Here is a 14,275-nt window from a genome sequence, read left to right as displayed (position 1 = left end):
TCTGTCGGAGAAATACTGCCTTTAGAATGCTGGAGGATTATCTGTCCAAGCAAAAGGGCAAGTTCATTGAACCAAGAGAGCATCAACAAGCTGCTTTAGCAAGCCTTCAGACGATAGTTATTTAAGCGAATTCAGCTGATTTTCAGCAAACATTCAGATAAAACTCAGATAATTTTAATACTATATTTATAGTCATAACTTTATGATTGAAGCAGGGGGATCTTAGTTTCCTTATCATTTAGGATGGTATGGTAAGGTACATATTGAATCAAGCCTTAGTAAAACTGAATACTAAATGCATGGATGCAGCAAACAGCCTTAAATTGCAGGATATTAAACCTGGGTAAGGTTGTTAGACCTTAAGGAAAAGGAGTGGGTACAGCAAGTTTTGATTGGAGTGTAACCGTTGATGTTTCATGTTTATCTAGTTGAACCAGACATGCAATTAAATCATCTCCTTTGCTTATATCTTAAAAAAGAAGGGTTTATGACAACATCCTTCTTTGAAGGAGAAAAAGCAATTAATAATATTGATAAGAATCCTCACCTTTGGATAGTGGATAGAGAAACGCCGGCTGTTGACGGCTTTGCAATACTAAGCGAAGTGAAGAGCAACTATCCTGATAGGCCGGTAATTATGATTTCCGAGCAGAATTCGAATGTTGACCGGATTTTCGCTTTAGAAATGGGTTGTGATGATTATTTGCCCAAGCCTTTTCTGCCTAAAGAGCTGGTGCTGCGTGTCAAAAGAATTCTGGAGCATATTCATGGGAGTGCTAAAAATCTAAATCGAATCATGATCTATGGGGATTACAAAATCGATGAAATAGTGCGTATGGTACAAAAAGATGACGAGATCATTAATCTTACCTCCAAAGAGTTCGACTTGCTCCTGCTGTTTGTTAAGAATTTGTATAGAACATTTTCCAGAGAACAGGTGCTTAAATATGTTTGGAACGATGTACATTTGGGTTCGGAGCGTTCTGTCGATGATCTGGTGAGGAGACTTCGCCGGAAAATGAGGAACCTGCGAATTGAGTCGATTTATTCCTATGGATATAGATTATTGCCTAGCCAAGTTCGTAATACAAAAACTATCCAAAATGAAAATGTGCAAGAGTTGTTTCAGTAAAAAGTTCTGAAATGATAAAAAAACCTCTGATAGAAACTAAATCTATTAAGAGGTTTTTTTTATTTTGTTTTGATCTATGAAATTCTGCTCATAATTTCATAATTCATCACAAAATATCATATTTACCATTAAATATCATTGTTATTTGGCATTTCATCATAATAAACCATTTTATTTTGATAATTATTCCGCAATTGCCTGTTAGGATTCTTTAAAGCCAACATGCTAAAAAAGCAGGGATGGAGGGTAATGTATGAGTGTAAATTCAGTTACGAACAGTACGAGTTACACAACGTCAACAACAACTTCAAGCAGAGACACTTCCAGTGAATTAGGCAAAGAGGATTTCCTCAATCTTTTGGTAACTCAGTTAAAAAATCAGGATCCTTTAGATCCGTCCGACAGTACAGAATATGTATCTCAGCTGGCTCAGTTCAGTGTACTTGAACAAATGAGCAACCTGAATTCACGAATCGCTGTTCTGGAGTCGATGGCCATGACCGGAAAATACGCCACTGCCTCAATAACGGACAGCACAGGTTCGGTTACTTCCGTGGAGGGAACGGTGGATTCAGTCACTCTGGACGATGGGGAGGCAAGCCTGGTCATTGACGGTACAAGCGTTGACCTGGATGATGTTACCTCTGTTTATGACTATGATCGGTCAGACCTTTTCAGTATGGCCTCAATGATCGGCAAAACATGTGAAGGCTATGTCTATGATGCAGACACGTTAGATGTCATGAGTGTCGAGGGAACCGTATCAGGGGTTTACAAAGGGACCTATGAAGATTATGCCATAGTCGATGGCGTCACTGCCACGTTAGATTCCATTACCTCAGATGACTATAGCAGTTCAGAAGATGAGTTGGAGTATTTAAATGACCATATCGGTGAGGAGATCAGTGTGAATATCACCGATTCTGAAAAAACAGTACCAGTTACAGCGGTTCTGGAATCGGCTGATGAGGGAGACGACGGCAGCATCAGCTTAACCCTGAACAATGTCAAAGTCCCCATTGATGGAATTTATAGTGTGAATTGAAGCGGCTTCTGAGCAAAGAAAGAAGGGATTTTTATGATGAGAGCTCTCTATGCTGGGGTTTCCGGTTTGCAGGCTCATGAAAAAAAGATGGATGTCATTGGCAACAATATCGCCAATGTCAATACAGTGGGATATAAAGCCTCAAGGGTGACGTTCAGTGACCTTTTAAGCCAGACGCTAAGTAAAGCTACGGCAGCGGATTCCAACAGGGGAGTAGGAGGGACCAATGCCAAGCAGATTGGACTGGGTGTAGGGATTGGTTCCATCGATATGCTAATGACGGATGGCGGTACAGAGAGCACAGGGAATACAACGGACCTTAGCCTTGAAGGAGACGGTTTTTTTATTGTTCGCAATGGGGTTACCGGTTCCTATATGTTTACCCGGTCGGGAGATTTTTCCATTGATGAAAATGGAGATCTCGTCACCAGTAATGGCTTGAATGTTTATGGGTGGTCAAGTTATTCAACCAATGCAGTTGGCGATTATGAATTCGATACAGACAGCCTGGTTGAACCCATTAATATTTATGGGGATGACTACAATGGCAATAAGAAAATTCTTAAAGCACAAGCTACAGAAAATGTGATTTTTAGTGGTAATTTAGATTCATCGGAGGAAGCTGTCGAGGACATTGACGATGATACAGAACCACAGTACACCACCTCAGTGACGGTCTATGACAGCCTGGGTAATGAGCACGATATAACGATTAATTATATCAAATCGGATACCAATACCTGGGATTGCTATGTGACCTATGATTCCGGAGAGACGGATTCAGATGGTGAACCTATTCTTACCAGAGTTGATCTGGGGCAACTGCAATTCGATGAATATGGAGATATTGTTGAAGACGATTCATCCTATCCAACCACCCAAGTCTTGACGATATCACCGGATACCGGGGCCGCTGATATGGAAATTACTCTGGATTTTTCAGATCTTTGCACAGGGGCTGATGATAGTTCCGTTGAGGCCGAAGAAGTAGATGGCTATTCTGCGGGAACCTTAGAGGATATATCGATTGACTCTAATGGGGTTATCATGGGAGTTTACACTAACGGGGCTCAGCAGCCCCTAGGGATGATTGGTATTGCCCAGTTTGCCAATTCTTCAGGACTGCAAAAAACTGGTTCAGGCTATTACATCGCTACTGCAAACTCAGGGGATTTCATGAATGGAGTTTCTGCCAACGGGGCGATTTCTTCCGGGACCCTGGAAATGTCCAACGTGGACCTTTCCTATGAATTCAGCCAAATGATCACTACCCAGAGAGGTTATCAGGCGAACAGCACATTAATTACAACAGCCGATGAAATGCTGGAAACCCTGATTAATATGAAACGTTAGTTGAGTTTTAAGAATAGGGGGCGGTCAAAGGAGGAGAAAAATGAGTTCATTTTTAGGCTTGTCTATAGCGGCTTCTGGTTTATCAGCGAGTCAAAGGGCTTTGAATACAGTAGGCCACAACATCTCCAATGTGGATACAGAAGGTTATGTACGCCAACAAGTCGTTCAAGTGGAGCAATCCTATCTGAAAAACGGGCAATATCAAATCGGGCGGGGAACCAGTGTACAAACTGTGCGCCAGATACGAAGCATTTTCCTGGATAACATGTATCGAGAAGAGCAAAGTACTCTCAGTTATTGGCAAACGAAAGCCAGTGTAATAGAAGACGTTGAAGCAGCAATGAACGATCTCTCAGATGATGAGGGAATCCAAACGGCGCTGAGCGATTATTTTGCGGCTTGGCAAGAACTGGCTAATGACCCGACCAGTGATACAGCCAGAGCTTCTCTATTAGGCTATGGAGATTCCTTAACGGCCATGTTTAATCTCATTGATGAGCAGCTGGATCAGATACAGGAAAATCTGGATACACAAATCCAGTCAATGACCACTGACATCAATACCATAGCAGGGCAGATTGCAGAACTGAATCAACAGATCGTCCGGGCTGAGAGCAATGGGGATAACGCCAATGATTATCGTGATCAACTGAACAGCTTGCTGGATACCTTATCAGAGTGCGTGGATACTAAGGTTTCCATCAACAGCAAGGGGATGTATAACGTATCTATTGGTGGAGTTAGTTTGGTTAATGGTACACAGGTAAACCAATTAGCATGCCAAACCAATAGCTCGGATGGAACCACTACGGTGGTCTGGAAAGATACTCAGCAGGTATTGAAATTAAAGGATGGAATGCTGTTAGGTCTTATTGAGGCCAGAGGCGAAGACAGTTCAGTTCTAGAATCAGGAACAACTGAAGCTGATGTGGATGCGGATGCCGCAAACGATAACTTTAGTGGGGATAGCAGCAATTTAATATCGGATATACGGACAGGACTCAATATCCTTGTCAATCTGATGGCGCGAAAGATCAATAGTATTCACAGCAGCGGGGAAGGCTTGGATGGAAGTACCGGTACGGATTTCTTTGTTAAGATCGATGAAAATTTGCCTTTCGGAATCGGAAATATCCAAGTAAATCCTGTGCTGCAGAATACGGATCGTATCGCAGCTTCCAGTATAGGCGGTTCAAATGATGGTGCTATTGCTTCGGAAATTATGGATTTTGCAGATAGTGATTATTTTACCTTTGATGGACTGACAATGAATATCAGCGATTATTATGCTGAGTTAGTAGGCTGGATAGGAACCCAAGGGGAGGAAGCGGATGCCAACGTTTCCAATCAAGAAGCTTTGGTTGAACAGATTCAATCGAGTTGGGAATCTTACTCCAGTGTCTCTATGGATGAGGAATTGACCAATTTGTTGAAATATCAGCATGCCTATAATGCCAGTGCCCGGGTTATGAGTACAATAGATAGCATGCTGGAAACACTGATTCAGCAAATGGCGTGAGGTGAGGTTATGAATTCATTTTTCGGCTTGAATGTAGGTCTTAAATCCTTATTTGCCAGCCAGGCTGCCTTGAATACGATTAATCATAATATCAGTAATGCGGATACCGTGGGATATTCCCGGCAGGTAGTCAGCTTAAAGGCATCCCGGGCCCTTTCTACAAGCGATGGCAGCGGCATGGTGGGGACGGGAGTAAACATCGAATCCATTGTTCAGATTCGCAATGTTTTCTTGGACCAGCGTTACTGGCAGGAAAGCTCTCAATATGGAGAATACAGCGTTAAAAGTAATTCCTTGTCAGAACTGGAATCCTTATTGAGCGATTCTGATGAGGGGCTAAATGATGCCTTGGACAGCTTTACCTCCGCCATGGAGGATTTGGCGAATGATCCAAGCGATGACTCTGCCCGGTCAGCCATGGTGGCTGAAGGAAGTGCTCTATGTGAGTATTTGAACAATATGTACGGAACGCTGGAGGATTTGCTTGATGAGAATAACAGTGCTGTTAAGACTGAAGTGGATGAGATCAATTCCTTGGCTAATCAAATCAGTGCCTTGAACCAACAAATCTATAAAGCAGAATCCACTGGAGATACAGCCAATGATTTAAGGGATCAACGGGCTGTCCTGATCGATCAGCTCTCGGCCGTTGCTGACGTCGAGGTTAAAGAGGTGTCATATGGCACCTTAGCTAATGGACAACAGGATTTGAGGCTAAGCATTAAAATCAATGGGGTTAGTTTAGTCAATCATTTCAGTGTTAATGAGCTGGAGTGTTATGAAAACAGTGACGGAACCTATGGTGTGCAGTGGGCAGAGACCCATAATGAGGTTTCCTTTACAGGGGGTGAAATCAAAGGCTATTTGGATATGTGTCAGGGGGATGGTTCCGATGGGGGGTTCAAGGGAATTCCTTATTATATGAATCAGCTGAATACGTTTGCCCGTAGTTTAGCTAAAGCCTTTAATGAAGGGATTTATGCTGACGGTGAATCCCATTCTTCCGGACATGCCGGCGGCGTTGGCTTGGATGGAAGCACGGGAGTAAGGTTCTTTTCCTACGAGGAAAAATCCACAGATGAACTGATGGACAGCGGCGCGGATATGGATGAGATCTACGCCAACATTACTGCGGGGAACATCTCTCTCTCAGCTGATGTCCTCAATGATACGGACCAAATTGCAACATCCTCGGTCGCCGGAGAAGAGGAGAATAGTGATAATCTCACGGAGTTGATCGAGATGTTTGATGACTCAGAGGTCTTCAACAATGGTACACCGGAGGATTATATCAATGCAGTCTATGCAACTTTGGGCATTGAAACAGCCCTCGTTTCAAAGCTTTCCAATGTTCATGAAAATGTTGTTGAGCTCATTGACAGTCACAAAACCTCCATCTCTGGCGTATCCCTGGATGAAGAAACGACCAATCTGATTAAGTACCAGCTGGCCTATAGCGCTGCAGCAAAAGTAATTAGTGTTATGGATGAGATTTTGGATGTGACCATTAATTCTTTGGGAGCAAGCTGAGAGTGGTAAACGATAAGAGTATCGCGGAAACGGGGTGACAGTGTGTGAGAATCACCAACGGTATGATGATCCAAAATACGGTCAGGAATATTAATGACAACCTTGTAAAGCTTGCCAAGCTTCAAGCCCAGGCGTCCTCGCAAAAAAAGATAGAGGTTCCTTCTGATGATCCGGTAGCTGCTGTCAAGTCTCTGAAATTGACAAATTATATGACAAATATTCAACAATATCAGGAAAATGCTGAGGCTGCGGATTCGTGGCTGAGCTATTCAGATTCTGCCCTTAGTCAAATAGGGGATATCCTGGCTACTATTCGAGAAGAAACTGTTGAGGCAGCGAATGGGACTCTTGCAGATGAAGACCTGAAAAAAATTGGAACAACAATTGCAGAATTGAAAGACTCCATCATCGAAGTTGCCAATACCAGTTATGCCGGCCGTTCTATTTTTGCCGGGTATCAGACAGATGAGGCCCCCTTTGCAGAGGTAACAACGACAATAGGAGATCAAGTGACCTATAATAGGAAGTATTTATCCTTGGGAGGGGTTGTTGCAGTTTCTGTTTCCGATAGCGATTTGATAAGTTTTTATCAGGATAATATGGATCAAATCAGTGGGCAGGCGGAACTAACATCTGCAGCTTTCGAAGAGTTCACGCCAGCCTCTCCGGAGCTTGAATTTTCCGTCACCCTGGACGGGGTCACGCAGACCATCAGCCTGGCAGACGGAACTGACTATGATATCGATACAATCGTGGACACACTTCAGAGCCAGCTGGATGCAGCTTTCCCGGCAAGCAGTGAGCAGCCGGATTCTTTGATTAAGGTGAGCCAGGATGAAGGGAAAATTATCCTTACGGTTCAAGATGGAAGCAGTATAGCCATTAATAGCGGTACCTTGGATGTCAGTAGTCTGGGGTTTGCCGATGGACAAAATTCCAGTACGGAAGATACAGAAAACATTAAATACAGAGTGGGAAGCAGCAGCTGGGTTACTGTCAATGCAGAGGGGAGTGACATCGTTGGCGAAGGGGAGGACGGTTTGTTTGATACCCTTGCCAAGCTGGAATTGGCCTTGTCGGGTGAAACTCAATATAAGTCCGTCAGTTATGATGCCAGTACCGGAGTAACGGTGGAAACCTATGATTTGGATCTATCCGGCTTATTGGATGATTTGGATGAAAGTATCAATCGAGTCCTTAGTGTCAGAGCGGATTTGGGAACAAGAACGGAGTATGTGCAGAAAACCCAGACTCGCCTGGAAGACAATGAATTGACCTATAATGAGATCTTATCCCAAAACGATGAAGTAGATCTAGCCGAAGTAAGTATTGACTTGTCCAGTGCTCAGGCGAGCTATCAAGCAGCCTTAGCTGCAGGGGCCAAAGTGATTCAAAACAGCTTGCTGGATTATTTGACTTAGATTCTGCCCTGGAAAAAAGGCATCGATCATAATGAGGGAAAGGAGGTTCCTGCATGACCTCAATCAGCAGTTATTCTTCAACGACAACGCGGGTTACCGGTTTAGTCAGCGGCTTAGATGTGGATAGCATCGTTGAATCCTTGATGGATGCAGAAGAAGTGCCTCTTAATAGACTGGAACAAAAAAAGCAGTTGGCGGAATGGAAACAAGATGCGTATCGGGAAGTTTCCACCAGCCTAAAGGCCTTTGCCGATGAATATTTTAGTTATACTAACTCTTCTTCCAATATGCTGTCTCTATCAACCTACGAGCAATTTGCCCTAACCTCCAGTGACGATTCGGTGGTAGAGATTTCTACGACTTCATCTTCCCAAGCGGGATCTCATAGGGTTCTGGTCAGCAACTTAGCGACAGCTGCCACTTATAGAAGCTCTACTGTCACTGGGGCAATATCAGCCGCCTCTGCCGCTGATTTCACGAAAGCAGAGGGCAGCTCTTTCCTGCTGACTATCGATGGAAGGTCATACACCGTTGACTTGGATGAGAATGTCACAGACCTGGAAAGCTTGCAGGAAGCCGTGGATGAGGCAGTAGGAAGCGGAAAGATTGTGATTTCAGATACCAATGGGGATGGGACAGGGTATCTGACTATCGCAAAAGCGGACGATAGCGGTATCGGGACCATCACCGTCAGCGACCCGGAAAGCGGAGGAGCTTTAGAGTCCTTGGGCTTTTCCGATTCAGCTACTCTATCAAATTATCTGGATACTTCCGAGACCTTGGCGGACATCGGGGACCAATTAGGTTTTAGCTTTGATTCTAGTGGGAATATCGGGCTGACCATTAATGACGTTGATTTTGAATTCTCCTCAAGCACGACATTGGAGGAGATGATGGAAGAAATCAATGATTCCGAGGCCGGGGTTACCATGTCATACAGCTCTACCAGTGACAGCTTTGTCCTGACGGCCAATCAAACGGGTGCCGGCAAAACTCTGGGCCTCAGTGAAACAGGAAGTACTTTCCTGCAGACTGTGGGACTGACCGACTATACGGCAGGCGAGGATGCAGTAGCCACCATTGATGGGGTAAAGTGTACCCGCAGCGAAAATTCATTCACCATTGACGGCCTAACCTATAACCTGAAGGCTGAAAGCACGGAAACTCAAAGGGTATCTGTCACTCAAGATACAGATGCTATCCTCAGCAAAATAACCAGCTTCGTGGAAGATTATAATACCTTGATTGATTCCATTAACACCACGATTTCGGAAGAATACGACCGTGACTATCCGCCCCTGACCGATGACCAGAAGGAAGAAATGTCGGATGATGAAATTGAAGCTTGGGAAGAGAAAGCCAAGACGGGTATTCTTGAGGATGATGAGGCATTGACGAGTCTTTTGCAGAATTTGCGTACCGCCTTATATGAATCGGTGGCTGGGGTCTCCACCCATTTAACCGAAATCGGGATAACCACCAGCAGCAATTACGAAGACAAAGGCAAACTGGTGATTGATACAGACGCCTTGCAAGAAGCTATTGCTAAGGACCCGGAGGGAGTCGCGAGTTTGTTTGCTCAGCAATCGGCTGCTTATGGGGGGACAACCACGGTGGTGAATTTGACCTCAGAGCAAAGAAAGGTCAGGAGCAGCGAAGAAGGATTAGCATACAGAGTTTACGATATTTTGCAGGATAATATTTCTACCTACACTGGGATTGACGGACAGAAGGGAATTTTGATTGAAAAGGCAGGTCAGAAGGGTGATGGGTCGGAGTACGATAACACCTTGACCAGCCAAATCAATAACTATGAGGAAGAGATCGATGAAATGCTTGATAAATTAGCAGACAAAGAAGACTACTATTATGAAAAGTATTCAGCGATGGAGACCTTCATCAATCAGATGAACACTCAGATCAATTCTTTGCTCTCTTATCTGGAATAGCAGTAGGGAGGATCTGATGTATGGAAAAGAAATATCTGGCCTTTCTTAAGGAGAAAAGACACCTGGTTCAAGCACTTTGGCAGGTTACTGTTGATTTAACAAAGGCAGTGGAGAAAGAAGACTATGCTTTAGTCAAAAAGCAGCTCACGGAACGTCAGCGGCATATCGATCAACTGGCAAAATTAGTTGGGAAGTATCAGGAACTTCAGTGTTTGGAAAATGAAGAAACCTTCGGAATGAGGAAGGATGTCAATAGTATGCTGGAGCTGACTGTCATTCAAAGCCGAATGGTATTAGAAACGGCCGATCGGCTGAAGGAGAACGCAGCTAATAAAATACGATCTGTACAATTAAACAAAAGGGCCATCGGTGAAGGATATTTTAAAAGAATTCCCCAAAGTTATGGGTATTTTATAGATAAAAAGATCGGTGCTGGCTTACCGATAAGTAAGAAAGAGGTGAAGCGTCATGCAAAAAAATAAAAAAATTTCTCGAAAAGTACTAAAGTTTTCTGAAGAACTGCCGATAACTATAGTGTCACAATTAAATACACAGTTTTTCAGGGATGAGTTATTTTTTATGGGTGCTTCGCAGGACGCAAAGCCTCATGAGATCTAGCTTGTCTTTTTGTTTTCCTGAACGGATTAAAAATGAAGCATCAAGGAGGAAGTTGCCGATGCTGGTATTAGGAAGAAAGCCTGGAGAATATGTGATAATTGATGACAATATTATGGTCAAAGTGGTTAAAAGTGCTGAGGGCGATTTACGCTTGGCTATTGATGCACCTAAACAAATGAAAATTCTGCGTGGAGAAATTTACGAACAGCAGAAAGGGAAAGACGGGCGGATCGCCTGAGGTTAAGTCTTAGGAGGGGTGGTCACTATGAGAGTTAAGAACACGAGGGCAGCACTCAAAAGAGAGTTGGCCGCCGGAGCAAAGATGAGGGACCAGCAGTTATGATAGCCAAGCAGTATAAAGAAGCCTACCTGGAAAGTATCGTTTTTACCGCAAGTCCTGAGAAGTTGACCCTAATGTTGTATTCGCACTTAGTAATGCTAATCAGGCAAGCGCAGGCTGGCCTAGAAGAAAAGGACTTCATAAAGTCCCATAATAACATCGTTAAGGCCAAGAAACTGATTATTAACTTTGAAAACACTCTGGACCGGAATTACAAAATCGCTGACGATTTGCTGGCTGTCTACGAATACTTGTATAAGCGGCTGACAGAAGCTAATCTGAAAAAGGATTGGCACATCCTTGAAGAGATTCTCAGCCATGCCCTAGTATTAAGAGATACTTGGGCAGAGGCCGTAAAAATTATTAAAGAGCAAAATAAACAATAGATTTTCCCAAAATGTAGTTCTCTTTGGCTGAGTGGGATATCAACAGGTCAATAAGGATAATAAGAAACGAAAAAGAAGTTTTCAGGGACGAGTTAATTTTTCATGGGTGTTCTGCAGGATGCAAAACCCCATGGGAGTTAACTCGTTTTTTCTTTTACTGCAATGAGGTATTTAGACTGTCACGGCAACCCGGGGCTGTAACGTCTAATATAAATTAACAGGAAAAAATTTGCAAAACAAGGAGGAGCAATCATTATGAGAATCAATAGTAATATTGCAGCGCTTAACACCTTAAATCAACTTACCAAAAACGAGAAAAACACTAATAATTCCTTGGCAAAGCTGTCATCAGGTTTACGCATCAACAGTGCTGCTGATGATGCAGCAGGGTTAGCTATCAGTGAAAAAATGAAAGGCCAGATTCGTGGTCTGGATCAGGCCAGCAGCAACTCAGAAGATGGAATTTCTATGGTTCAGACAGCAGAGGGTGCTTTGTCGGAGACGGAAAGCATCCTGCAGAGAATGAGGGAACTGGCGGTTCAATCCTCGTCAGATACTAATACCGATGATGACAGGGAGAATATCCAAGATGAATTGTCCCAGCTGGTGGATGAAATAGATCGCATCAGCCAAACCACTCAGTTCAACACCAAGAATTTGCTGGATGGCTCCATGAGTGGAGTAGTTGCCAGTGATTCGGCCAATATTCTGACCAACACTGCACTGGCATCAGGAACAACAGATGCCACTTTGCTTACAGGATTAACGGATGATAACGGAGATAGTTTGGGTATCGCGGAGGGGGATACGATTAAGGTATCTTGGACAGTGGATGGAGAATTATATACCGATTCGTTGACTGTTGGAGCGACAGATGATCTTTCTACTCTTATGGGTTTAGTCACCAGCGGCACAGCGGCGGTTGATGATGGTTCTGTTGATGCAGATGCTCAAGGAGATATCACCATGACCGCCGGCGGTACGGGTTATGCCAATGCCATTGGAGCCATAAACTTTGAAGTAAGCAATGCCGATGGGGAAGTTAACTCAGAAGCATCCGCAGCCCTTTCTGCCTTTACTGAAACCACGGCGGCCGAGGAGGCAAAAACTGCAGATGGCCGGGCGGTTCTTCAAATAGGAGCCAATTCAGGGCAAATCATGAAGGTCAGTATATCGGATATGGGAGCCGAGGCTCTGGGTATTGCGAATCTGGATGTATCCACTCAAGAAGGTGCCAGTATTGCTGTTTCGGTCATTGATGAGGCTACGTCCAAAGTGTCTTCCCAACGGTCATATCTGGGGGCAGTTCAGAATCGTCTTGATCACACCATCAATAACCTGGATACAGCATCGGAGAACTTGAGTTCAGCTCAATCTCAAATCGCCGATGTGGATATGGCTGCTGAGATGATGGAATATACCAAGAACAATGTTCTGTCTCAGGCAGCTACGGCAATGCTTGCCCAAGCTAACCAACAGCCACAAAATGTTTTATCCCTCCTTAAATAATATGCTTGCATTCAATTCAGGCAGTTCTAATAGCGAGATACAACAGATATTAAAGCATACCTTCCATTCCTAGTTGAATCCGGAAGGGACGAAATTAAAGGTTATTACTAAAACAGACCAAGAGCCCCCAGAGGAATAATTCCTCTAGGGGCTCTTATTCTGTTCAGGCTGGCGCATCAGGATCATCTCCTAGCAAGCTATGCAGGTTATTTGATCGGGCATAAAAAGCGGCTGGGCAATAACCTTGAAATTTAGACTCATGGCGATATATAATTGAATCGTAATAAATAATAATCAGATGTGACTTATTGTTTGTTGGTTATTCAGATTTGCTTGCCAAAACGGAAAGAGCATGGACAGCCAATTCTGTCTCTTCTGCTGTGTTGAAATGGGAAAAAGAAAACCGGACCGAACCGGATAGTTTGAGTCCTTCATGGACCAAGGGTGCACAATGGGCCCCCGCCCGCACAGCGATGCCGTATTTCTCAAAAAGCAGACTCGCGACTTGAGCAGAATCATAGCCTTTGACATTGAGTGAAACGATGGGGACACGAAGAGGCGCCGTCAGGTCGCCATAGAGGGTAATGCCGGGAATGGCTGACAGGGCATGGGCAAATCGGCGCGCTAAGGTATCCGCTTGGTGGTGGATGGCATTCAGTCCTGTGGATTGTATATACTGTACGCCGGCCAACAATCCCGCAATTCCGTGAGCATTTTGGGTACCGGCTTCCAAGGCATCCGGCAATTGCTGAGGATGTTTGGAGTCGAAGGAGTGATGACCGCTTCCGCCGACATATAACGATTCGGGCATGTAGTTGGGGCCTAGACAGAGTCCGCCGGTGCCTTGGGGTCCTAGGAGTGATTTATGCCCCGTAAAGCAGAGGGCAGATATATTTTTCATAGTGACAGGCAAAAGTCCGGCGCTTTGTGAGGCATCGACAATAAAGTGAATGCCCCGGGCTGCACAGAGTTCGCCGACGGACTGGATATCAAATACGTTGCCTGTGACATTGGAAGCATGGGTAAGGACGACGGCCCCGGTATCCTGCCGAATGGCGGAGGAGATGGCTTTTGTTGATACTCGTCCCAAATTGTCAAAGGGGACAATAGTATAATTATTCCGCCTGTAAGTGGGCCGAAGTACGGAATTGTGCTCCGCGGCGGTTGTGACGATATGTCCTTCGATTCCGGAAATAGCGATGTTTAAAGCGACTGTGGCGTTGGGAGTGAATACGACACGCATAGGATCATCAACCCCAAAAAGGGAAGCCAAAGTTATTCTTGCTTCCATTAACATACGGAGAGCATCAAGCGCCGGTGCGTGTGCTCCCCGGGAGGCGTTGCCAAATGTATCCATAGCCCGCAATACCGCTTCCTTGACACAAGGAGGTTTCTGAAGGGTTGTAGCGGCGTTATCCAGATAAATCATTGTTTTCTCCAATCTCTCAGTGGTTATTTTATACCAGTATAATG

General features: G+C 44.3%; 12 protein-coding genes. 11 read left to right on the top strand and 1 reads right to left on the bottom strand.

Features of this window, described 5'->3' with window-relative positions; translation table 11 throughout:
• Positions 1-409: 409 nt before the first annotated feature.
• The 11 genes from DESOR_RS20400 to DESOR_RS20350 all read left to right on the top strand — a co-directional run bounded on the left by DESOR_RS20400 (position 410) and on the right by DESOR_RS20350 (position 12,802).
• Complete coding sequence (locus DESOR_RS20400) at positions 410-1,132, top strand: response regulator transcription factor (RefSeq protein WP_014186488.1); 723 nt, start codon at positions 410-412, stop codon at positions 1,130-1,132.
• A 253-nt stretch (positions 1,133-1,385) separates the two neighbouring features.
• A complete protein-coding gene (locus DESOR_RS20395) occupies positions 1,386-2,177 on the top strand; it encodes a flagellar hook capping FlgD N-terminal domain-containing protein (protein WP_014186487.1) in 792 nt (263 codons plus the stop codon).
• 33 nt (positions 2,178-2,210) lie between these two features.
• Entirely contained in the window at positions 2,211-3,530 is a 1,320-nt protein-coding gene (locus tag DESOR_RS20390; RefSeq protein ID WP_014186486.1) for a flagellar hook protein FlgE, read from the top strand.
• Positions 3,531-3,570: 40 nt separating this feature from the next.
• Positions 3,571-5,049: a flagellar hook-associated protein FlgK gene (flgK, locus tag DESOR_RS20385; RefSeq protein ID WP_014186485.1), complete on the top strand. Its 1,479-nt coding sequence runs from the start codon at positions 3,571-3,573 to the stop codon at positions 5,047-5,049.
• A 9-nt stretch (positions 5,050-5,058) separates the two neighbouring features.
• Positions 5,059-6,579 carry a flagellar hook-associated protein FlgK gene (gene flgK, locus DESOR_RS20380; protein WP_014186484.1) on the top strand — a complete coding sequence of 507 codons (1,521 nt, stop codon included), beginning with the start codon at positions 5,059-5,061 and terminating at the stop codon, positions 6,577-6,579.
• Between the two features lie 44 nt (positions 6,580-6,623).
• A complete protein-coding gene (gene flgL / locus DESOR_RS20375) occupies positions 6,624-8,000 on the top strand; it encodes a flagellar hook-associated protein FlgL (RefSeq protein ID WP_014186483.1) in 1,377 nt (458 codons plus the stop codon).
• Positions 8,001-8,053: 53 nt separating this feature from the next.
• The gene (fliD, locus tag DESOR_RS20370; protein WP_014186482.1) at positions 8,054-9,949 is read left to right on the top strand and encodes a flagellar filament capping protein FliD; all 1,896 of its coding nucleotides are present in this window, start codon (positions 8,054-8,056) and stop codon (positions 9,947-9,949) included.
• A 20-nt stretch (positions 9,950-9,969) separates the two neighbouring features.
• Entirely contained in the window at positions 9,970-10,431 is a 462-nt protein-coding gene (locus DESOR_RS20365) for a hypothetical protein (RefSeq protein WP_014186481.1), read from the top strand.
• Positions 10,432-10,625: 194 nt separating this feature from the next.
• Positions 10,626-10,805 (top strand): carbon storage regulator, encoded by a 180-nt coding sequence (locus DESOR_RS20360; protein ID WP_014186479.1) that lies wholly within the window; start codon positions 10,626-10,628, stop codon positions 10,803-10,805.
• A 101-nt stretch (positions 10,806-10,906) separates the two neighbouring features.
• Complete coding sequence (fliS, locus tag DESOR_RS20355) at positions 10,907-11,293, top strand: flagellar export chaperone FliS (RefSeq protein WP_014186478.1); 387 nt, start codon at positions 10,907-10,909, stop codon at positions 11,291-11,293.
• 255 nt (positions 11,294-11,548) lie between these two features.
• Positions 11,549-12,802 carry a flagellin N-terminal helical domain-containing protein gene (locus DESOR_RS20350; RefSeq protein WP_014186477.1) on the top strand — a complete coding sequence of 418 codons (1,254 nt, stop codon included), beginning with the start codon at positions 11,549-11,551 and terminating at the stop codon, positions 12,800-12,802.
• 319 nt (positions 12,803-13,121) lie between these two features.
• Here the strand turns inward: DESOR_RS20350 and DESOR_RS20345 are convergent, their stop codons facing one another.
• Positions 13,122-14,231, bottom strand: coding sequence for an aminotransferase class V-fold PLP-dependent enzyme (locus DESOR_RS20345; protein WP_014186476.1), 1,110 nt, complete (start codon positions 14,229-14,231; stop codon positions 13,122-13,124).
• Positions 14,232-14,275 lie beyond the last annotated feature (44 nt).

The sequence above is a fragment of the Desulfosporosinus orientis DSM 765 genome (assembly GCF_000235605.1).
Lineage (GTDB): Bacteria > Bacillota > Desulfitobacteriia > Desulfitobacteriales > Desulfitobacteriaceae > Desulfosporosinus > Desulfosporosinus orientis.
Note: the sequence above shows the minus strand (reverse complement) of the source record. Positions and strands in the feature narration are given on the sequence as shown.